The following is a 19,221-nucleotide window of genomic DNA, read 5'->3' on the forward strand; positions in this document are numbered from 1 at the left end:
GTTGTCTTATGATATTCTGCTTTCCTTCACTCATCCCAGGTGTTTTTCTCGGTCTTCCCATAATTTAAAAGCCTCCTGTGTTTTATTCTATCACAGAAGGCTTTTACAGAAAATTTCTCGCAGTCTCTCTTTCTGAATGCTTCAAAGCCGCAAATACCAAGACCAACCAGCAAGACAACTACTGAAATAACCGTTATGTCTAAAGTTCCCCTGCCGAGAAAAGCTCCCTTAAGGCCACCTATTCCATTGAAATTACATGGATTCAAAACAGCATCTATGTAATTGAACACGAAAATTACTGCACCAAAAAGGAAAATGATCAGGCCAAAAATAAATCTTTTCATTATTTTATACACCCCTAAATTTTTCTGTTATGAAAATAATACCATAAGTTGCTGATATTTTCATTGATTGAGTTATCAACTTTAAAGCTATTGACAAAACAGTATTATTCAAATATACTGACTATAAAGTCAGTGAGTCAGAGGTCATTATATGAGAAAGACAATGCGGCAAATAAAAAAAGAAAAAACGAAAGAACTTATACTTGAAACAGCATATGAATTGTTTTCAAGGCAAGGAATCCTGAACACACGAATGTCCGATATTGCACAAGCTGCCGGAGTTTCTCATGGAACAGTGTTTTTGCACTTTGAAACCCAGGAAAGCTTGATTGCAGGAGTGGTTGAGTTTTATTGCAGAAGTATTGCCGGACGTACTCATGAATTAGCTGAATCCTGTGCAAATTTGCAGGACTTCTTGATTGCTCATCTGCAGGGGATTACGGAATATGAGTCTTTTTATTCAAGGCTTGTCATAGAAAACCGCATGCTTCCGGTCAGTGCAAGGGAGGTATGGATTAATATGCAGTCAGCCGTTTCCCAGCATTTCAGTCAGGTCATGGACCATGACAGGCAATCTATAAGAACAGACGTACCCCTTAGCATGCTCTTTAATATGTGGATGGGACTCATTCATTATTACTTGGAAAACAGTGATTTGTTTGCTCCTGGAGAAAGTGTATTACAGCGTTATTCAAAGGAATTATGTAATAATTATTATAAATTGATAATAGCGGGAAGGAAGGAACATCATGAAAAATCCATTTGACACACTGAAGCAGGAAGCACCTCAGGTAGCAGAGGCATTCAACAATCTCATTTCGGCGATTTCAAACACGGGAGGACTGGATGCAAAAACGAGACAGCTTGTTTTTGTGGGAATTAAAGCGGCTCAAGGAGACACCGCGGCGGCAGTGGCCCATACACCAATGGCAAAGAAGGAAGGCGCTACCAGAGAAGAAATTAGGGACACCATACTGATGACTTTGACGGTGTCAGGGATACAGGGCATTACTCACTGTCTGATACCTGTGCTGGATGCCTATGACAGGGCTGGATTGCAGCCATAGGCAAACGGACTATTATGTGCCTGGTCAAGGCTTGGCTTGCAGGCAATATAAGCAATATGCTGCTCAGGCAGAGTTTTAAGAGGTGCAGGAGGTGAACAGGGTGGGGGTATTATCTGAACTGCCCAATATTGGGGAAGCGGTTGAAAAGCAGCTCAATCAAGTCGGGATTACCACTTGTGAACAGTTGAAGGAATGCGGCAGTAAGCAGGCATGGCTGAAAATACGGTTAATAGATTCTTCAGCCTGCATCCATCGTCTATATGCTCTGGAGGGTGCGATACAAGGTATAAGGAAGAATCAGCTACCCCCTGAAATAAAAGCGGAGCTGAAGGAGTTTTACATGTTATATCAGCCGGATAAAATATTAAACTGGCTTGGTGAACCTCACCACGGCAAGGACAAGGATTCTGATTAAGAAAACAGACTTGGATAGATTATACCCTTTGATAGGCTGTATGGCATGGGAAACATAAATTCCTAAACATTATGGGATTCCGTGGCATTAATCCAAAAAATAAAATATAATCTAGTTATGGTGATTCCATAACAATTGATTAAATTTTAGTAAGAGGAGGGGCCATATGTCAACATTCACATTGGAAACATATTTATTTGAGAGAAAAACGGCTTTTTGTAATTTCCTGAATCCGACTACAAACATAAATTATACATTCCACTTTCACAGCATCCTTGAAGCTATATATAAAAATTTACTGCTGCTGCCATACAGCAATTGGGAAAGCAGAAAGTCCTTTGTTCCGGCAAAAACAGCAGCATCTGAAAATATAGACCCCATTGTTTTTCCTCAGAAATATCTGTCAGCTAATACTCTCCATCAACGCTCCACTCCCTCCCTTACTATTAAAAAATTTATAAAGCTTCACGGACTGTGACTAAAAAATATTCCGGCTCATGGCATGGTGGCTGCCGGAATTGTTTTAAGCCGGCGGAGAGGTGAAAGGTTTGCAGTTCAGACAGCGGACAGGCTGCAGCTTTTGGGCAGAGAGTTTGACATATAAGGGAGGAACTGCAATGGATAAGAAAAAAATTCTCTTGTTAAATATAAAAATGAAAGAACTGGGCAGCATCCAGTGGTCCCCTACCGGCGAAATATCCGCATACATGCTGGTAAGGAAATCGGCTCTTACAATGCAAATAGCCGCATATCTGAAGGAAATAATTGACGAAAAAAGCTTATGCGTTTTCAAGGCAGAGAAGAGGGTGGCCCAAAAGGGTGAGCCTTCAAAAATGGCATTGATTGAAAAAAAGGCTTCTATAGCAATTACCGATGAACTATTTCCTATTGCGCTTATAACAGCAATTAATAAAAAAAGAGATTGGGCTGAAAAAATATTTGCAATACTTGAGGCTGATAAATAAGATTAAATAAGTTGTTTCATCATCCGGCATATGGACCGTGAAGGCCGCAGCGAAGGGATTCTTCAGCTTTGCTGCTTTTTTTATGCGCTTTTTAAATCAGTTTTATAAAAATATTGGTAAAAATATGTTGAAAATCCACAATATTACATGATAAGATATTCTCATAAATTAAATATAGTAGTAATCAATTAAAAAGATAGTGGTCATAAAGTCAATTGCGGTTGAAACCTCCGCCTTACAGGCGAAGATGTGCTTTAAAGCATTTTGTTTTGAAGGTTTCAACGGTTTGAGTTTTAAGAGTCTGTACTTCAGGAGGCTTTAGCCTCAAACCCAAACCATCGGCTTTTTAGCCGATAGTAATTAACTCTATATATAAAATCAGTACTCTTACCTGTAAAATGACTGAATTACCTGTTGCACTAACTCGTCACATCACACTCAAGCATACTATTGGTTCAAATATTTGGTTCACAAGGCATAGAACACTCTCCGGATATGTCTGTCCTGATGGCTGTCCGGCTATAGCTGTTTTTTGCTGTTCAAAAATCGTATATTTTACCAAAATGATATGCGCTTATGATAATAAGGTTTTCGGGATTTTTAAGAGGGGCTTTCAGCTTGACATCAAAAGGATTACTACCTGATTTTATGTGTAAAGGGGGATTGATATGTATGCATATTACTTTCTTAAGCTCAGCTTCAGGCTTGAAAGTATTATGCCTATGCTATTTTTGATAAGTTAGCGGATTGAAGCCACGAGTAAAAATCACAGACAAAAGTTATTTATGGAGGTAGAGAAATGCGTAATTTAAAGAATTTGACAAGAGTGCTTCTGATTATGGCACTTATAGCATCGTGTATATTTGTTCAGAGTCCGGTTATAAATGCTGAAAGTGCTGCGGCTGCGGCAGTACAGTGCGGAGATGTGAATAGTGACGGCAGTGTTGATGCCATCGATTTTGCATTGCTGAAGTCCTATATATTGGGTAAGACCACATCTATAAATAAAGAAGCCGCAGAAACAAATGCCGACTCATCGGTTGATGCCATTGACCTGGCAAACCTGCAGAAATTCTTATTGGGAACCATCAGCAAACTGCCGGTTGTATCAAACAATAAAATTGTGGCACTGACCTTTGACGACGGGCCGGATGTTACATTGACACCGCTGGTATTGGATAAGCTTGATAAATACAAGGTTCCGGCCACATTTATGATGATAGGTCAGAAGCTTAATGATTCTACTGCTCCTGTAGTAAGAAGAATCATAAACATGGGCTGTGAAATAGGAAATCATTCCTGGGGTTATTCAAGCATGTCCGGCATGCAGGCTGCAGAAATCAAAAAGTCTGTCAGCGACACGAATGCCGCAATATTGAAATATTCGGGCACAACTCCGAAATTCTTCCGTGCCCCCAATCTTTCAATCAGCAGCACCATGTTAAGTGCAATCGACCTGACTTTTGTAAACGGTGTTACCTGCAATGACTGGGTTCAGTCAACCAGTGCCCAGGAACGTGCAAATGCCATAATAAGCGGAGCCAGAGACGGAGCCATATTCCTGATGCACGATGTACAGCCGCTGCCCCATCCTACACCTGAAGCGCTGGATATAATAATACCTACCTTGAAAAATCAGGGCTATGAATTTGTAACCCTGAGTCAGTTGTTTGAGCGCAAGGGTGTCAAATTGAGTCCTACTGACGATAAGGCCTATACATATGTACCCTAGGGACTTATATTTATAACTGAAATAAAAAAAGGCACAAGCGTATCAGTGGTGTGCTCCCCGTCAAGTAGACAGGGTAAATAATCAAAAGTTTATGATGACCGTCATCTCATATAATAACAGAGATGACGGTTTTTCTTATTTATTTTATCAAACAAAGTCCATTACGGTTCAAAGCCTTCGTCAGCCAGGCAGATTAGGCTTGCAAGCCGGCTTTGAAAGCAGTTTGGTTTTACGGATATTTCTACAGGCTGTCAAAAAGTCTCAGTCTGTATGCGTTCACAGCGGTATCCCCCAGTTTATCCATCAAGCGGTAGTTTGCCACCGCGCCAACTGCCGCACCAATAACAGGAACAAGCTGCAGCATCTTGGCAAGATCGATATAATCCCTGTACTCCTGTTGAAAACTTCTCCAGTCAAAGGAGTTCATATCCTGCGGCAGAGTTTCGGAGAAGCTTTTCCAATCCAGTACCTGGAGGTATATTTCCCGGGTCTTCTGCTGGCTTGAAAAGGCAAGCTGGAAGACATATAAAAGGTACAGGCGCTCTTTGTAGTCTGTTATATCAAATCCGTATATAGAGGCGGCATCAAAAAGAAATTTAAGCTTAAGGCTCAGAAGAATAGGGAAGTCAGCAATTCCCAGGAATATGCCTCCTGAACCGGTCCAGGCCCCGCTGGCTGCCGCTGTTTTCCTATAGAAACCGATTTTATCCCGGACAAGCTGTTCCCTTACTTCCAGAGAGGCGCCTGCCAAGGGCAATGCAGAGGTTAATTCAGAGCCGAATAAAACCGCCCTCACCATATTTTTTATTGTCTCTGTAACAACCCTGTGTGCTCTTTCCGGAATAAGTCCATTTACCTTGTTCTGAACTCCTTTACTGAGGCGGCTGGCCAGTGACGGCTGCTTCAGCATCTCACACTGCCAGCGTCCCAACTCTTCCATTGCAGCTTGTTCGTAACTGTACATTGTTTGCTCTCCTTAAAAATATCATGAAAAGAGGTCTGCATGACCAGCTTCTGCACGGCATTATTTATCATGCATATGTTAATATACGCCGCCGGACAGGTTTTGTATGATTGCAAACAAACCGGGGCATATTTGGGGTTTAGCTTTTGTTTATGCTATACTGTAATAAAATGTTTAGTTAGCTGAGAGGAAAAGATATGTCAGACTACATATTAACCTTTACCAAAACCAGATTTTATCCTCTGGAACCGATTAAGGAGGATATAAAGATTGAAGATATTGCTCATGCACTGTCGATGATGACAAGGGCCAACGGGCATTTCAGGCATTTCTATTCAGTGGCCCAGCATTCCATAGGCTGCTGCAGGGAGGCCCTCAGCAGAGGATATTCAAAAAGAGTACAGTTGGGCTGCCTGCTGCACGACGCAAGCGAAAGCTATATCTCTGATTTGACAAGGCCTGTAAAAAGAAATCTGCCGGAATACTTTGAGATTGAAGACAGGCTTCAAAAGGTAATATACGAAAGGTTCGGGCTGGGAGACATATCAGAAGCCGAGCTTTTGCAGATATATTCTGTGGATGATTCCCTCCTGTATTATGAATTCAATGAACTGATGGATGTCCAATTATTTGAGACCAGGCCATATATTTCCGAGGGGCAGGATTTTTCACAGAGAACTTTTGCAAGCGTCGAGGAGGAATTCCTTGGCTTGTTCGGAGAACTGACGGAGCAATAGGCTGACCCTGCCGCATGAAAAAAAGACACAATAAAGTTGTTGTGGAATACTCCTTTTGCTGCAATTATGAGAATATTGAGGAATAATAGGGCAATATAAAGGAAAACTATCAGTTAAACAAGTTCAAGGTGTGAGAAAAAATGGACAGAGCCAGCAAGATATTTATTGATATTCAGTCACATTTACTGGAGGATGATAAGCCCTCCCTTTATATTGAAGAATTGTCCCGTTCAGAATTATTCGGGAGTTATCCCCTTGTTATGTTAAAGGAATTAAAAAAGACAGACCAGTCTCCCAAACATCATCCCGAGGGTAATGTGTGGAACCATACAATGCTTGTGGTTGATCAGGCGGCAAAGGTCAAGGTACAGAGCAGTGACCCCGGAGCCTTTATGTGGGCTGCACTGCTCCACGATATAGGAAAACCCGCTACCACAAAAATCCGTAAGGGCAGGATTACCTCCTATGACCATGATATAGCGGGAGCTGAACTTACGGTAAAGTTTCTGAAGGAATTTACAGACCATGAGATTTTTATTGAAAAGGTTGCAGAACTGGTGAGATGGCACATGCAGATTTTATTTGTTATAAACAACCTGCCCTTTGCCGATGTAAAGAAAATGAAAAGCAGGACAGATATAAAAGAAGTGGCTTTGCTGGGCTTCTGTGACCGGATGGGAAGGCTTGGAGCCAATCAGGCTGAGGAGACAGGCAATATAGAAAAGTTCCTGCTGAAGGTTTCAGACATGTAGAAAAGGAGAGGGCGGAAGATAGCTTCCTGTCCCTCCCTTATGTTTTTTATTCATGCAGCAGGGCAAGTACGGTGGATTTATTATGTATTACAATTTCTCCGTTGGCCTTGGAAGAGATTTCACCTATTGAAAGGGCCCCTTCAACTTCATATCTCATTTTTTCCTGTATGTTTTTTAACTCTGTTGTAAACTTGTTTTCCAGAAACATGGCTCTTGAAATACAGTCAAACAGAAGAGGCGTGTATTCCTCCGGGGCATCGGCGGCACAAATGCCGGCAATTCTTATGGAGGAGTCCAGAAGAAGCTGGGAGTCCCCCTTTAATATATGTACCTGGCAGCCCTGTGGTATGGTGGCAACACAAACAATTTCACCATTTTTGTTGACTGCAATGGGATCTCTTACTATGACCCTGTCAAAACCGGTATCTATACCGAAGGGATGGTCTTTTGCAAAGGTAAAAAAGCCCTCCTGGGAGAGCAGGATATTTTCTTCTTCCTCAATAACATTTTTATATATGTCAAAAGCCTTTTCATTGTCCAGTTCAGTAATAATATTATCGTTGGAGCCGGTTACATTAAAAGGCCCTCGCAGCTTCTTCCAGCCGTGTTCAACAGCAACCCTGGCTTTGGATTTTACAATGCAGAGCTGAAGCGCATCCTTGTAAATGCCATTATTATTGAAAATACAGGGCCTGTGGGACATATCGTAAAAACCTGCTCCGCCGCCGACATAAGTTACCTTATTTCCCAGTTTGCCATAAACTGTGTCGGTAAGGTCTTTTATCCTGCTGGACAGTCCGTCTGCCACAACAATAGCCGTAGCACCTTCGTATTCTGAAACATCCAGCTTCAGCCTCATCATAAAAGGCAGGACCAGGGTGGAATACACAGGCTCGACTTTTTTGACGACATAGCCTGTTCTTTCATTCCTGTCCCCAACCAGCAGGCCGGAATATATACCGCCAAAAAAACTTATGTTTTTGTTGTTCAGGTAATTCATAAGTTCTTCCAGGGTTGGTTCGGATTTATCCCCCACAAATATCATCAAACTTTCTGCAGGACTTAATTGGAGCATGTTTGCGTAACTTTTAAAGGCTTCTAAATTTTCAATGTACATAGGATACCCTCCATTTTTCGTCAATTTTCTAGCAAATATATTATATTTTAACACAGGTTAATAAGGAATCTATTATTTGTTTGTAAACTTTTTATTGTGGTAAAATAAAATAAGGTTTTATATTTTGGATTCTGTTACTGTATAAACGCAAGAAATACATTATAAAGGAGAAGACTATGATTAATTTTGAATTTTATAACCCCGCCAGAATTATATTCGGTAAGGATACCGAGCTGCAGGCCGGTGCGCAGATTGCAAAGTTTGGGAAGAGAGTACTGCTTCACTACGGCGGAGGGTCTGTCAAAGCAAATGGAGTATATGACAAGGTCGTAAAGGCAATTGAGGAGGAAGGGCTGTTCTTCATGGAATTGGGGGGAGTTGTTCCCAACCCGAGATTGAGCCTTGTCCGGGAGGGCATAAGGCTGTGCAGGGAGAACAATATTGATTTTGTCCTGGCAGTTGGTGGGGGAAGCGTAATAGACTCTGCAAAGGCCATTGCAGCAGGTGCCTGTTACAGCGGTGATATATGGGATTTGTATATGGACAATTCAAAACTGGGTGAACTGACAAAGGTTCTTCCGGTAGGAGTTGTGCTGACCATTCCTGCCGCAGGCTCCGAATCTTCCACTGCATCTGTAATAACCAATGAGGAAGGCTGGTTCAAGCGGGCAATCGGCACAGAAGCGATAATTCCCAAGTTCGCCATTCTGAATCCTGAGACAAGCTATACCCTGCCGCCATACCAGACTGCCTGCGGAGCAAGTGATATCCTTGCGCACCTGATGGAAAGGTATTTCACGCAGGTTTCCAATGTTGACTTTACGGACAGATTGCTGGAGGCAAATATAAGAACCATATTGAATAATGCGCCTTTGGCACTGAAATATCCTGAGAACTATGATATAAGAGCCGAAATAATGTGGGCGGGGGCCGTGGCGCACAACAATCTGCTGAACACCGGCAGAATAGGTGACTGGGGCAGCCATGACATTGAACATGAAATAAGCGGGGTTTATGATATTGCTCACGGTGCGGGTTTGTCCATAGTGTTTCCTGCATGGATGAAATACGTATACAAGCAGAATGTGGATAAGTTCATACAATTTGCCCAGAGGGTATTTAATGTGGATTTCAGTTTTGATAACAAGGAGCAGATTGTTTTTGAAATGATTGAAAGGCTGGAGGCCTGGTATGTGAGAATGGGTCTGCCCATACGACTGTCCCATGCAAATATCGGAAGTGACCGATTGAGGGAAATGGCGGACAAATGCACGGTAGGCCGTACACATGTGGGAAATTTCCAAAAGCTCACGGCAGATGATGTATATGAAATATACAAGCTGGCTTTGTAATTTTATCCGGCCGGTTTGCACAGCCGGGATAAAAGGCCGTGCCCTTTGTCCCGGGCTGTTTTTAATTCCCGACAATTTTTATCAAATAATACAAAAGTATAGGGAAATATTACTTTTGTATTATTGAATCGTATGTCAGTTATGGTAAAATGTTTCTGATATTAAATACAAACAACAGGTATATTTTATGATTTTGACTTTGGGATTATGGGCTATTGCCGGTTTCCTCCTGTATTCCGGAGGCGGCAACAGGACCAACAGGTGGATGGCCTTCTGCTTTCTTGTTACCTCGGTGGGTACCTTTAAGGAATTTTTACTGGAAAATATCGTACCACTTCTGCTGGAGAGTTACCCTGCAATAAGCTATGACTTTTATGTGACTGTGGATAGCTGCCTCATTTCGGTGCTGTATCTGCTTTCCCCCTTATGCATCATAACCATGTCCCTGCTCTTTGCAAATTATGACAGGCGTAAAAAAGCAACTGTTCCATTAGTGCAGGCGGGAACAATTCTTATAATCATCGTTATCCTATTCATATACCATCCGACAAACTTCAAATATTATCAGCTTCACAGCAAAAGTTTCTGGTATGTCATGTCAGCATACAACATAGGCTATGCAGTATGGGGCTTTATTGCAATGCTCGGGGGCATAGTACGTGAGGAGGATATGGCAGTCAAGCGCCGCAAAAGAATAATTTTGAAAGCTTTCTCGCTGCCGTATTTTTTTTGGCTGTTTGCTGTTTTTATTATTCATGCCCTTGATTTTGAAGGACTTAAAAAACTGTGGAAGGGAAATGTGTATCTTATACTGGGCCTGCTGCTGTTTTATGCCTATATGGCATATAAGGAGGGGTTTATGGGACTTAAGGTATCTCTGGTCAAGTACGACTGGAATTCTCAAATGCAGATTATGGGTCCCGGTACGCAGTACATAAATCATATGGTAAAAAACCAGGCAACCAAAATAAGCTGGTCCGTTGACAGCATAAGGAAGAAATTGGGCGACACCAGGCTGGAGGAGCTTGATATTATTGAACGTGCAACAGGACAACTGGTGGGTTTCACGGAAAGGACCAACAAATGCCTTGCGCCCAAATACGCGGGAAAAGATGTACGAAGTGCGTCCGGACTTATTTCGGAAGCCATGGAGACTTTGAGGCAAATATGTGCCGGAACTGCGAATATTTCCGTGGAGCTAAGGGAGGATGTCTTTATAGAATGTGATGCCCGGGATATTGTTGAGGTAATCTGCAACATATTGAGAAATTCTGCAGAAGCTATTTCCTGCGGAGGGAATATAGCAGTCTCCGCCTTCCGTAAAAAAGACGGCTACTTTATAGAGGTAACGGATGACGGTGCAGGAATAGCCAGAGATCAGATGAACCAGCTCTTTATGCCGTTTTATACAACAAAGAAGAACAATACAAATTTCGGAATAGGGCTTTCATACTGCAAAAGCGTAATGCAGGCCCATGATGGTTCCATAACTGCTTACAGCCAGAAGGGCATAACTAAATTCACCTTATTTTTTCCTTTAAAAAGGATAAAGAGAAAGGAGTTTGGTACAAAATGAATGATATTATAAAAATATTAATTGTAGAGGATGATTGGGACTTTGCATTTTTAATAAAGCAGGAGCTTTCAAAGGAGCCTGATTTTCAGTGCGCAGGCATAGCCACAAATCCCAAGGATGCCATAAAGCTCTCCTGCAAGCATTTGCCACAGATAGTAATTATGGATCTGAACCTTTCGATTTCAGATTTTGACGGTGTTGAATTGTCAAAGGAGATCAGGCTTCAGACAGGTGCACAGGTTATTATACTTACCTCCCTGGAAACGGAGTTTTCAGTGGAATATGCGGTCAAGAAGGCATTTGCAGCCGATTATCTGTATAAAAGCCAGTTTTCCATATTATGTGACACAGTGAGATATATTGCAAACGGAACAACGCCCCATCAATTGCTTATCAGGAAATTAATCCTTCAGGATCTGTCTATAGCGGAGCAAAGCGTGCTGGATATGATAATAGGAAAAAACATTGAAATAAAGTCTGCAAACAAGACCATATCAAATCAGAAGACAAGTATATTGAAAAAACTGGGACTTAAGAACACCAACCAGTTGATAAAACTTCTCAGGTAGAGGCGAATTAAGCATATGTCCCCTTTAAAAATAACTCATCAGTTATAATGGTTATATAAATATCAGCTTTTTAGCTCAAAATAAGCTTAAAATTATATAAGGAGCTCATATGAAAGGATACTATTTAATGCCACACCCACCCCTGATAGTTCCGGAGGTGGGCAAAGGTCAGGAAAAGCAGCTTCAGAAAACCATTGACGGCTGCAATATGGTAGGTGAGGAAATTGAAAAGCTGGATGCGGACACCCTCGTAATTGTCACGCCTCACGGCACTGTATTCAATGATGCGGTTGCGCTTACAGATATGGAAAACCTCCGGGGTGACTTGAGCAAATTTGGGGCGGCACAGGTCAGTTTCAACATGAAAATCAACACCAGGCTGACACGGGAAATCCTCAAGCAGGCTGCTAAGTCGGAAATCCCCACAGTGGCACTGAACAGGGAAAATGCAAAGACATACGGCGTGACACTTGAACTGGATCATGGAACGGCTGTCCCGCTGTATTTCATAAAAAATCCGGATAAATATGAAATTGTACACATCACATATGGTATGCTGTCGCCGGTAGAACTGTATTGCTTTGGTATGGCTGTTGAAGAAGCCTGTAAAAAGACAGGTACAGAGGCCGTAATGATTGCGTCAGGTGATCTTTCCCACAGGCTTTTGAAGAATGGCCCATATCCCTTTAGCCCGTTTGGAAGCAAATTTGATACCAGGCTTATGGAAATTTTGGGTAAAGGTGATTTTAAGGGCTTGTTCCAGCTTGACGGCAATATGGTTGCTCAAGCCGGAGAATGCGGACTCAGGTCTGTATATATACTGGCAGGGGCACTTGACAAAACCAGTGCAAAGGCGGAAATCCTCAGTTATGAGGGTCCGTTCGGAGTTGGCTACGGTGTGGCAGGATTCAATATATCGGAGGGCTATTCCATTTATGAAGAAATAAAAAATCTTGGAAAGGAAGCACATGTAAAGAAATTGCAGGAAGGCCCCCCATATACAAGATTGGTCAGAAGGAATCTGGAAACCTGGTTCAAAACAGGAAGACCGCTTACTGTAAAGGATATAAAGGACAAGGAGCTTCTTAGGGAAAAGAAGGGGGTTTTTGTATCACTTAAAATATCCGGACAGTTGAGGGGGTGCATTGGTACAATCGAGGCTGTAACTGCTTCTGTAGGAGAAGAGCTGCTTAGCAATTCCATTTCTGCCGCCTTTAATGACCCCAGGTTTTCTCCTCTGAAGGAGGAGGAATTATACCAGGCGGATATTTCCGTGGACTTGCTGGATGCTCCGGAGGAATGCAGCTTCCAGGCCTTGGACCCCCAAGAATATGGAGTAATAGTGACTGCAGGAAGAAAGAGGGGGCTGCTGCTGCCCATGCTTGAGGGTATAGATTCCAGTGAGGAGCAGGTTTCGGTGGCTCTCAAGAAGGCAGGCATAAGAAAAAGTCAGGCCTACCGGCTGGAAAGATTCAAGGTTGAAAGATTTAAAGAGGCGGAGGGTTGAAGGCGTCAGTCAATAAGAGCCCACCTGTGTATTTCAAATTCATTTTTATTGAAGGTCAACAGATTTTCATCCCGCATGTTGCATAGCTCTCGGGACAGCGCGCTTCTGTTTACGCAAAGAAAGTCAGCCAGCTCGTCCCTGGAAAAGGGGATTTTGAACTTGTTCCTGCCGCATTTTTTTATCTGCATGGAAAAATAGGCCATGAGCTTTTCACGGGTGGTCCTTTTGGCCAGTATATCCATCCTGTTGTTAAGCAAAATATTTTTTTGTGCAATGAGCTGAAGCATGTTTTTTATCAAGGCTGTATGAAACCCGCAGGAAGAACTGCAGGTTGTAACTATTCTGCTGAACTGGATGAAGAGTATCTCGCAGCCGGTGGTGGTTAAAACTGTGACGGGTATCCTGTCCACATTTGCGCAGGCGAAGGCTTCCCCGAACATATCTCCCTCCGATAGTTTGGACATTATGGTCCTGTTGCCCGTAACGTCTTCCTTTACTATCTGCGCCGAGCCCGAAAGGATTATACCCACTGAGGTTATCCTGCTGTCAGCCAGAAAGATTATGTCATTCCTGCTGTAGGTCTGTGTTTTGGCACCCAGGCATCCAAGCATATTATCCAACTGATCCTCATCTATACTTTCAAAAATAGTAACTGTCTTTAGCAGTGGAAAATATTTTCTCATAAAGTTCTCTCCTTGTTGCAAATGCAACAGATTTAATGCCCTTAGTTTAGTACAATATGTTCATAAAGTCAATTAAAAACTTAACAAGTTAAAAAAACAGCTTAAATATAAGGAGGCAATTTATATGTCAGAAATGTTTTGTTTTCAATGTGAGCAAACTGCAGGTGGAAAGGGTTGCACCGGTGCCGCAGGAGTCTGTGGCAAAAAGGCGGATACATCAAATTATCAGGATGAACTGACCGGTGCGTTGATAGCCCTCGCAAATGCTGCTCAAAAGGCACAGCCCACAGCTCAGACTCACAGGGTTATTATCGAAGGCTTATTTACAACAATTACAAATGTGAGCTTTGATAATGCTTCAATTAAAAGACAGATTGAGAATATTGAAAAGGAAAAGGCTCAATTTGGCTCCGCTTTTTCAGCAAACTATGATATGAACAGGCTCTGGAATGACAATGAAGATATCCGTTCATTAAAGTCACTTATACTTTTCGGTATCAGGGGTATGGCAGCTTATGCCTATCACGCCCAGGTGCTTGGCTATAATGATGAAGAAGTAAACGGTTTCTTTTACACCGCATTGAGAGCTATCGGGGAGGATTTGAACGCAGATGCGCTGCTTCCTCTGGTATTGGAAACAGGTAAGGTAAACCTTAAGTGTATGGCCTTGCTGGACCAAGCAAATACTGAGACCTACGGTACCCCGGTTCCAACCAAAGTGCCTTTGACAATCGAAAAAGGTCCCTTCATCGTTATTTCAGGTCATGATCTCTATGATCTTCATTTATTGCTGGAACAAACCAAGGATAAGGGCATAAACATATACACTCACGGTGAAATGCTGCCGGCACACGCTTACCCCAAGCTTAAGGCTTATGCTCACTTGAAGGGAAACTTCGGAACTGCATGGCAGAATCAGCAAAAGGAATTTGACGGCATTCCGGGAGCAGTGTTATTCACAACCAACTGTCTCATGCCTACAAAGCCAAGCTATCATGACAGAGTATTCACCACTGAGGTTGTAGCATATCCAGAAATGGTTCATATTGATGATAATAAAGATTTTACACCGGCTATAAGCAAAGCCCTGGAACTGGGTGGATATGCAGAAGACAGGAGAATGACAGGTATAAATGGCGGTGACACCTTGACTACAGGCTTTGCCAGAGGAACTGTTCTTTCGGTTGCCGACAAGGTGATAGACGCTGTAAAAGCCGGAGCAATCAAACATTTCTTCCTGGTTGGAGGCTGCGACGGTGCCAAGGTGGGCAGAAACTATTATACCGAATTTGTTCAAAAGACTCCGAAGGATACTGTTATTCTGACACTTGCATGCGGCAAGTTCCGTTTCAATGACCTGGATATAGGAGAAATCGGCGGACTTCCAAGAATAATGGACATGGGCCAGTGCAACGATGCATACAGCGCCATCCAGGTTGCGTCAGCACTTGCAGGAGCCTTTGAATGTGATATCAACCAATTGCCGTTGTCACTGGTGCTTTCCTGGTATGAGCAAAAAGCGGTATGTATCCTTTTGACACTGCTTTCACTGGGAATTAAGAACATCTACCTTGGACCTACACTCCCGGCTTTTATCTCTCCAAATGTGCTTAATATACTTGTTGAAAACTTCAACATCAGTCCGGTATCAACTCCTGATGCCGACCTGAAAAAGATTCTGGGATAAATCACTGTGAATTTTACAGGCCCTCTTTAAAATTCGCATATATATGAATAAACATAACCCTGTCCAAACCAAAAGCGGAAACGCCCTGAACGGCTTGAAATTCAAGTTGCTCAGGGCGTTTTTGTATGTACGGCGGCATTTAAGACGTATTTGACTTTTTTCCTGCAATAAAATATCCCCTTCAAATATCAAAGGAATATTAATAGTAAATTTACGCATTTCTTTAAAGCCATCCCCGTGGCATACAAATTTATCTGTTAGATTAACCAGCACAACAAGTTAAATAATATTGGAAGATTATGAGGATAAATAATATAATAACATATATAATACATAGCAAGGTAAACAAAATAAAGGAGTGTCATATGAAAAAGTTTATATCTGAATTTAAGGAATTCATTTCAAGAGGCAATGTCATTGACCTGGCGGTAGGTATCATAATCGGTTCTGCATTTACTGCAATTGTAACGTCTCTGGTAAATCAGGTTATAATGCCGGCAATAGGCTTTGTAATAGGAGGGATTAATTTTGAAGATTTCCGATGGACTCTGGCTGAAAAGTCGGGGGACGCCCCTGAGGTCGCAATATATTTCGGAGCATTTATCCAGCAGATTATCAATTTCATCATAATTTCTTTTGTGGTGTTTTCCATGGTAAAGCTTATAAATGTCCTGAGAAGAAAGGAAAAAGCGGAAGATAAGCCCGTAGCACCTTCTGCGGAACTTGCAATGCTGACAGAAATAAGAGATTTGCTCAAGGAGAACAAACTCCGCTGATACCTGTGGAATAGGTCAAAAGTAGGTCAAGGCCGGTTATGAAGCCTTGACCTGTTTACTGGGTAACCGGACTTTTCTCATCCTATATTACTGAAAATCAGAGTTCCTTATATAGAGAATGACCGCTGAGAAGAATTCCCATTCCCCCAAAGGCCGATAATACCAGTCCAACTGTCCTGAAATTTGATGTGTTGGATTCGATTATTCTTTCATATTTATTAGTATCAATAAAGCCGCCATTACTTCTCATGGCAGCATCTCCAAAACCTTGTCCTATAGCTGCAGAAGATAATATCAGTATAATTCCGATAACAAATACAAGCACCATCACACATAACGAGGCTATAGCTGCGTTCTTTTTCATAGAGCCACCATTTTCCTTATGGAGAATTTTTGTACATTTAAGAGAATGATATATTTTATAGGAAGTATTGTCAAGTGAAGGAAGAAAAAACGGGTAAAGGATAAAAGGAAAGGAGCATGGCAAGCTACCTTTTAAAAGTAGTTTGCCATGCTCCCTTAACGCTGAAATATATATGCTTTTTATCCTATAAACTGCTGTGTCCAGTACAATCTTCCTGCGGAATTCTTGGCAACGCCTACACCGATTTGTGTAAAGGAAGCCTTAAGGATGTTTGCCCTGTGTCCGGGTGAATTCATCCAGCCGTTCATAACCTGTTCCGGCGAGGTCTGTCCCATTGCGATATTTTCTCCGGCAGTTCTGTAGGTTATTCCAAACCTTTTCATCATATCGAAGGGTGAGCCGTAAGTTGGTGAATTATGATCGAAATAGTTGTTCTTGGCCATATCCTGTGACTTCAGAGTAGCAACCTTGCCCAGCTCGGAATTTATTTTCAGGGCTTTCAGACCTGCTTTTGCCCTTTCCTTGTTAACCAGTTCAACTACCTTCTTTTGAAATGCGCTGTAATCCCCGTTTGCAGCAGGTGTAGGCTGCGTGCTTCCTGCAGGTTTTGTTGCTGCCGGTTTGGCAGAAGGCTTGGCGGCAGTGGTGGAAGCCTTGTTGGAAGTACTGTTGCAGTTGGAATTCTGCACCTTCTTTGTTAATCCTCCGGCATATGCTTTTAATATCTGATCCAATCCGGTTTTGATGGAATTGGCATTTGGCTGCTGATTAGTGACACTTGTTACGGTAGTGGCATTTGTGCTGTTCTTGCCGGATGAAACCTTAATTGAGGGCTTTGCACCGGTGGAACATATGCTTTTTATCTGTGGTACGGCATCTGCAGCGGCAGCCTTTACTTCTTCAACTGCTGTTGGGTTGGCTGCTGCTTCTGCCACAGTGTTTGAAACTGTCTTCTGTACGGTGCTGTTCTTTGCGGCAGCAGTATCTGAAGCTGTTGCTGTTGCTGTGACACCAGGCGCATATGCTGTCTTTGATCCCCATTCCACAGCATTGCTGTTGAAGGCGAAAATTGATACTATTATTGCAGATGCTGCAAGAGTTGATATTAATGTTGTTTTTTTGTTATTCATGGTATTACCTCCTTAGTCCTGATTAATTTACGTGTGTTCTTCATGCACATAATCAGCGTTTTTTGAACGATGCCTCTGTTCAATGGGTTATTCAGCGTAATTTCATCACCTGCCGGGGTATGGGCATTATGTTAACACCGTTGTTCCAGCGAAACAACCCCCCAATTTATGGCAACCCGCATAAACAAAGGCTTTGGAGTCCTGGAAAAATGGAGGTAACCCGTACAGCCACAGGAATATCCCATTATTAGGTTGACATAAAACTAACAAACGGAATTTGTACAAATTGGCAGCAAAGAATCTGAAAATATATATTCAAAAAGCAAAAAAACTGTTTATTCATGGTAAAATGGGGGAATAAATGAAAAGAAATTTAATGTGAGGCATTCAAATATAATAGAAGATGAAGGGCGGTATATTTGTGATGGAATGGTTAAGTAGTCAAAATCATATTTTTCTGGCATTGCTGGCAACTCTGATGACCTGGGCCATGACTGCGCTGGGAGCGGCAATGGTGTTCTTTTTCAAGGAAATAAACAGAAGGGTATTAAATACCATGCTGGGTTTTGCGGCTGGGATAATGATTGCCGCAAGCTTCTGGTCGCTGCTGGCTCCTGCAATAGAAATGGCGGAGGATTCGGCAATTCCTGCCTGGCTTGTGGCTGCCATAGGTTTTATAGGAGGAGCGGCATTTTTATACCTGGCAGACAGGATAATACCGCATATGCACTTGAATTCCAAAGAGGGAGAGAGCGAGGGCATACCTACACATCTGAAGCGGAGCATTCTCCTGGTTTTTTCCATAACATTGCATAACATACCGGAGGGCCTTGCAGTCGGTGTGGCCTTTGGAGCAATTGCAAACGGAATAACCGACGGGTCCTTGATGTCTGCGTTGGCCATTGCCATAGGTATCGGGCTGCAGAACTTTCCTGAGGGGGCGGCGGTATCCATACCCCTGAGACGTGAAGGACTTTCCCGCAGCAAAAGCTTCTTTTACGGGCAGGCCTCAGGCATCGTCGAGCCCATTGCAGGAGTGCTGGGAGCGGCCCTGGTAATGTTTGTAAAGCCGGTGCTGCCATACGCCCTGGCATTTGCCGCAGGCGCCATGATATTTGTAGTGGTGGAGGAACTCATACCCGAAGCTCAGAGCGGCTCCCATGAAAGTACCCATCTGGCGACGGCCGGCTGTATTATCGGTTTTGCAATAATGATGATACTGGACGTTGCCCTTGGATAGGATTTAATCGCCGGCAATGTATGAATCCAGGTATTTAAGACCGTTAACTTAACCAGTTGTGCTAATTAAAAATGTGATAACAGGAAGAGAATGCTATTCACTCCCGGACAAGCTTGAAATAAATGCTTGTATATAACGCTTTTGGCAAAATTGTAATACTCTCTAGCATGCCTTTTTAGCCGCCGCAGCAACTCGGCCATCCAGGCCTCGGGTGCTGCCTAAATTGACGTCCTGTCAATTTAAC

Annotated in this window: 21 protein-coding genes; 15 read left to right on the forward strand and 6 right to left on the reverse strand. The window is 42.5% G+C overall.

From position 1 onward, the window contains the following. Window positions 1-26: 26 nt before the first annotated feature. Window positions 27-344, reverse strand: coding sequence for a hypothetical protein (locus tag CLHUN_RS09310; protein ID WP_080064319.1), 318 nt, complete (start codon window positions 342-344; stop codon window positions 27-29). A gap of 151 nt (window positions 345-495) precedes the next feature. On the opposite strand from CLHUN_RS09310, the gene CLHUN_RS09315 reads away from it, so the two are divergent. The 6 genes from CLHUN_RS09315 to CLHUN_RS09340 all read left to right on the forward strand — a co-directional run bounded on the left by CLHUN_RS09315 (window position 496) and on the right by CLHUN_RS09340 (window position 4,523). Continuing rightward, entirely contained in the window at window positions 496-1,110 is a 615-nt protein-coding gene (locus tag CLHUN_RS09315; protein ID WP_080064320.1) for a TetR/AcrR family transcriptional regulator, read from the forward strand. After that, a complete protein-coding gene (locus CLHUN_RS09320) occupies window positions 1,094-1,411 on the forward strand; it encodes a carboxymuconolactone decarboxylase family protein (protein WP_080064321.1) in 318 nt (105 codons plus the stop codon). The genes CLHUN_RS09315 and CLHUN_RS09320 overlap by 17 nt, the downstream gene beginning before the upstream one ends. Before the next feature lie 100 nt (window positions 1,412-1,511). Continuing rightward, window positions 1,512-1,826: a TfoX/Sxy family protein gene (locus CLHUN_RS09325; RefSeq protein ID WP_080064322.1), complete on the forward strand. Its 315-nt coding sequence runs from the start codon at window positions 1,512-1,514 to the stop codon at window positions 1,824-1,826. 166 nt (window positions 1,827-1,992) lie between these two features. Next, on the forward strand, window positions 1,993-2,304 hold the full coding sequence (locus tag CLHUN_RS09330) for a hypothetical protein (RefSeq protein ID WP_080064323.1): 312 nt from the start codon (window positions 1,993-1,995) through the stop codon (window positions 2,302-2,304). Between the two features lie 139 nt (window positions 2,305-2,443). Continuing rightward, window positions 2,444-2,791, forward strand: a complete 348-nt coding sequence (locus CLHUN_RS09335) for a hypothetical protein (protein ID WP_080064324.1) — start codon at window positions 2,444-2,446, stop codon at window positions 2,789-2,791. A gap of 799 nt (window positions 2,792-3,590) precedes the next feature. Next, window positions 3,591-4,523 (forward strand): polysaccharide deacetylase family protein, encoded by a 933-nt coding sequence (locus CLHUN_RS09340; protein ID WP_080064325.1) that lies wholly within the window; start codon window positions 3,591-3,593, stop codon window positions 4,521-4,523. A gap of 241 nt (window positions 4,524-4,764) precedes the next feature. On the opposite strand, the gene CLHUN_RS09345 is transcribed toward CLHUN_RS09340, so the two are convergent. Continuing rightward, entirely contained in the window at window positions 4,765-5,487 is a 723-nt protein-coding gene (locus CLHUN_RS09345) for an EcsC family protein (RefSeq protein ID WP_080064326.1), read from the reverse strand. A gap of 197 nt (window positions 5,488-5,684) precedes the next feature. Between CLHUN_RS09345 and CLHUN_RS09350 the strand changes: the two genes are divergently transcribed. After that, entirely contained in the window at window positions 5,685-6,224 is a 540-nt protein-coding gene (locus tag CLHUN_RS09350; RefSeq protein WP_080064327.1) for a phosphohydrolase, read from the forward strand. 140 nt (window positions 6,225-6,364) lie between these two features. Next, window positions 6,365-6,976: an HDIG domain-containing metalloprotein gene (locus CLHUN_RS09355; RefSeq protein WP_080064328.1), complete on the forward strand. Its 612-nt coding sequence runs from the start codon at window positions 6,365-6,367 to the stop codon at window positions 6,974-6,976. 46 nt (window positions 6,977-7,022) lie between these two features. On the opposite strand, the gene CLHUN_RS09360 is transcribed toward CLHUN_RS09355, so the two are convergent. Beyond that, window positions 7,023-8,093, reverse strand: coding sequence for an FIST signal transduction protein (locus CLHUN_RS09360; protein WP_242656483.1), 1,071 nt, complete (start codon window positions 8,091-8,093; stop codon window positions 7,023-7,025). A 176-nt stretch (window positions 8,094-8,269) separates the two neighbouring features. Here CLHUN_RS09360 and CLHUN_RS09365 point away from each other — a divergent pair, with 176 nt between their 5' ends. The 4 genes from CLHUN_RS09365 to amrA all read left to right on the forward strand — a co-directional run bounded on the left by CLHUN_RS09365 (window position 8,270) and on the right by amrA (window position 13,097). Further along, window positions 8,270-9,445: an iron-containing alcohol dehydrogenase gene (locus tag CLHUN_RS09365; protein WP_080064329.1), complete on the forward strand. Its 1,176-nt coding sequence runs from the start codon at window positions 8,270-8,272 to the stop codon at window positions 9,443-9,445. Between the two features lie 187 nt (window positions 9,446-9,632). Then, the gene (locus CLHUN_RS09370) at window positions 9,633-11,021 is read left to right on the forward strand and encodes a sensor histidine kinase (RefSeq protein ID WP_080064330.1); all 1,389 of its coding nucleotides are present in this window, start codon (window positions 9,633-9,635) and stop codon (window positions 11,019-11,021) included. After that, window positions 11,018-11,590 (forward strand): response regulator transcription factor, encoded by a 573-nt coding sequence (locus CLHUN_RS09375; RefSeq protein WP_080064331.1) that lies wholly within the window; start codon window positions 11,018-11,020, stop codon window positions 11,588-11,590. Before CLHUN_RS09370 ends, CLHUN_RS09375 begins: the two co-directional genes overlap by 4 nt. A 109-nt stretch (window positions 11,591-11,699) precedes the next feature. Further along, complete coding sequence (gene amrA / locus CLHUN_RS09380; protein WP_080064332.1) at window positions 11,700-13,097, forward strand: AmmeMemoRadiSam system protein A; 1,398 nt, start codon at window positions 11,700-11,702, stop codon at window positions 13,095-13,097. 5 nt (window positions 13,098-13,102) lie between these two features. Here the strand turns inward: amrA and CLHUN_RS09385 are convergent, their stop codons facing one another. Next, window positions 13,103-13,780: a Crp/Fnr family transcriptional regulator gene (locus CLHUN_RS09385; RefSeq protein WP_080064333.1), complete on the reverse strand. Its 678-nt coding sequence runs from the start codon at window positions 13,778-13,780 to the stop codon at window positions 13,103-13,105. Between the two features lie 124 nt (window positions 13,781-13,904). Here CLHUN_RS09385 and hcp point away from each other — a divergent pair, with 124 nt between their 5' ends. Further along, window positions 13,905-15,467, forward strand: a complete 1,563-nt coding sequence (gene hcp, locus CLHUN_RS09390; RefSeq protein WP_080064334.1) for a hydroxylamine reductase — start codon at window positions 13,905-13,907, stop codon at window positions 15,465-15,467. A gap of 365 nt (window positions 15,468-15,832) precedes the next feature. After that, window positions 15,833-16,243, forward strand: coding sequence for a large-conductance mechanosensitive channel protein MscL (gene mscL, locus CLHUN_RS09395; protein ID WP_080064441.1), 411 nt, complete (start codon window positions 15,833-15,835; stop codon window positions 16,241-16,243). 97 nt (window positions 16,244-16,340) lie between these two features. On the opposite strand, the gene CLHUN_RS09400 is transcribed toward mscL, so the two are convergent. Together CLHUN_RS09400 and CLHUN_RS09405 are read right to left on the reverse strand one after the other, a co-directional pair. Next, window positions 16,341-16,607: a hypothetical protein gene (locus CLHUN_RS09400; protein WP_080064335.1), complete on the reverse strand. Its 267-nt coding sequence runs from the start codon at window positions 16,605-16,607 to the stop codon at window positions 16,341-16,343. Between the two features lie 179 nt (window positions 16,608-16,786). Next, complete coding sequence (locus tag CLHUN_RS09405) at window positions 16,787-17,737, reverse strand: CAP domain-containing protein (RefSeq protein WP_080064336.1); 951 nt, start codon at window positions 17,735-17,737, stop codon at window positions 16,787-16,789. 424 nt (window positions 17,738-18,161) lie between these two features. Here CLHUN_RS09405 and CLHUN_RS09410 point away from each other — a divergent pair, with 424 nt between their 5' ends. Then, on the forward strand, window positions 18,162-18,977 hold the full coding sequence (locus tag CLHUN_RS09410) for a ZIP family metal transporter (RefSeq protein ID WP_080064442.1): 816 nt from the start codon (window positions 18,162-18,164) through the stop codon (window positions 18,975-18,977). The last annotated feature ends 244 nt before the right edge of the window (window positions 18,978-19,221 follow it).

It is taken from the genome of Ruminiclostridium hungatei, assembly GCF_002051585.1.
GTDB lineage: Bacteria > Bacillota > Clostridia > Acetivibrionales > DSM-1351 > Ruminiclostridium > Ruminiclostridium hungatei.

What these genes read in the sequence shown, in the direction of transcription:
- CLHUN_RS09405 (WP_080064336.1), bottom strand. Translation starts at nt 17,737, where the DNA reads ATGAATAACAAAAAAACAACATTAATATCAACTCTTGCAGCATCTGCA.
- CLHUN_RS09315 (WP_080064320.1), top strand. Translation starts at nt 496, where the DNA reads ATGAGAAAGACAATGCGGCAAATAAAAAAAGAAAAAACGAAAGAACTT.
- CLHUN_RS09310 (WP_080064319.1), bottom strand. Translation starts at nt 344, where the DNA reads ATGAAAAGATTTATTTTTGGCCTGATCATTTTCCTTTTTGGTGCAGTA.
- CLHUN_RS09335 (WP_080064324.1), top strand. Translation starts at nt 2,444, where the DNA reads ATGGATAAGAAAAAAATTCTCTTGTTAAATATAAAAATGAAAGAACTG.
- hcp (WP_080064334.1), top strand. Translation starts at nt 13,905, where the DNA reads ATGTCAGAAATGTTTTGTTTTCAATGTGAGCAAACTGCAGGTGGAAAG.
- CLHUN_RS09360 (WP_242656483.1), bottom strand. Translation starts at nt 8,093, where the DNA reads ATGTACATTGAAAATTTAGAAGCCTTTAAAAGTTACGCAAACATGCTC.
- CLHUN_RS09410 (WP_080064442.1), top strand. Translation starts at nt 18,162, where the DNA reads ATGGAATGGTTAAGTAGTCAAAATCATATTTTTCTGGCATTGCTGGCA.
- CLHUN_RS09370 (WP_080064330.1), top strand. Translation starts at nt 9,633, where the DNA reads ATGATTTTGACTTTGGGATTATGGGCTATTGCCGGTTTCCTCCTGTAT.
- CLHUN_RS09400 (WP_080064335.1), bottom strand. Translation starts at nt 16,607, where the DNA reads ATGAAAAAGAACGCAGCTATAGCCTCGTTATGTGTGATGGTGCTTGTA.
- CLHUN_RS09365 (WP_080064329.1), top strand. Translation starts at nt 8,270, where the DNA reads ATGATTAATTTTGAATTTTATAACCCCGCCAGAATTATATTCGGTAAG.
- CLHUN_RS09355 (WP_080064328.1), top strand. Translation starts at nt 6,365, where the DNA reads ATGGACAGAGCCAGCAAGATATTTATTGATATTCAGTCACATTTACTG.
- CLHUN_RS09385 (WP_080064333.1), bottom strand. Translation starts at nt 13,780, where the DNA reads ATGAGAAAATATTTTCCACTGCTAAAGACAGTTACTATTTTTGAAAGT.
- CLHUN_RS09330 (WP_080064323.1), top strand. Translation starts at nt 1,993, where the DNA reads ATGTCAACATTCACATTGGAAACATATTTATTTGAGAGAAAAACGGCT.
- CLHUN_RS09340 (WP_080064325.1), top strand. Translation starts at nt 3,591, where the DNA reads ATGCGTAATTTAAAGAATTTGACAAGAGTGCTTCTGATTATGGCACTT.
- CLHUN_RS09345 (WP_080064326.1), bottom strand. Translation starts at nt 5,487, where the DNA reads ATGTACAGTTACGAACAAGCTGCAATGGAAGAGTTGGGACGCTGGCAG.
- CLHUN_RS09375 (WP_080064331.1), top strand. Translation starts at nt 11,018, where the DNA reads ATGAATGATATTATAAAAATATTAATTGTAGAGGATGATTGGGACTTT.
- amrA (WP_080064332.1), top strand. Translation starts at nt 11,700, where the DNA reads ATGAAAGGATACTATTTAATGCCACACCCACCCCTGATAGTTCCGGAG.
- mscL (WP_080064441.1), top strand. Translation starts at nt 15,833, where the DNA reads ATGAAAAAGTTTATATCTGAATTTAAGGAATTCATTTCAAGAGGCAAT.
- CLHUN_RS09320 (WP_080064321.1), top strand. Translation starts at nt 1,094, where the DNA reads ATGAAAAATCCATTTGACACACTGAAGCAGGAAGCACCTCAGGTAGCA.
- CLHUN_RS09350 (WP_080064327.1), top strand. Translation starts at nt 5,685, where the DNA reads ATGTCAGACTACATATTAACCTTTACCAAAACCAGATTTTATCCTCTG.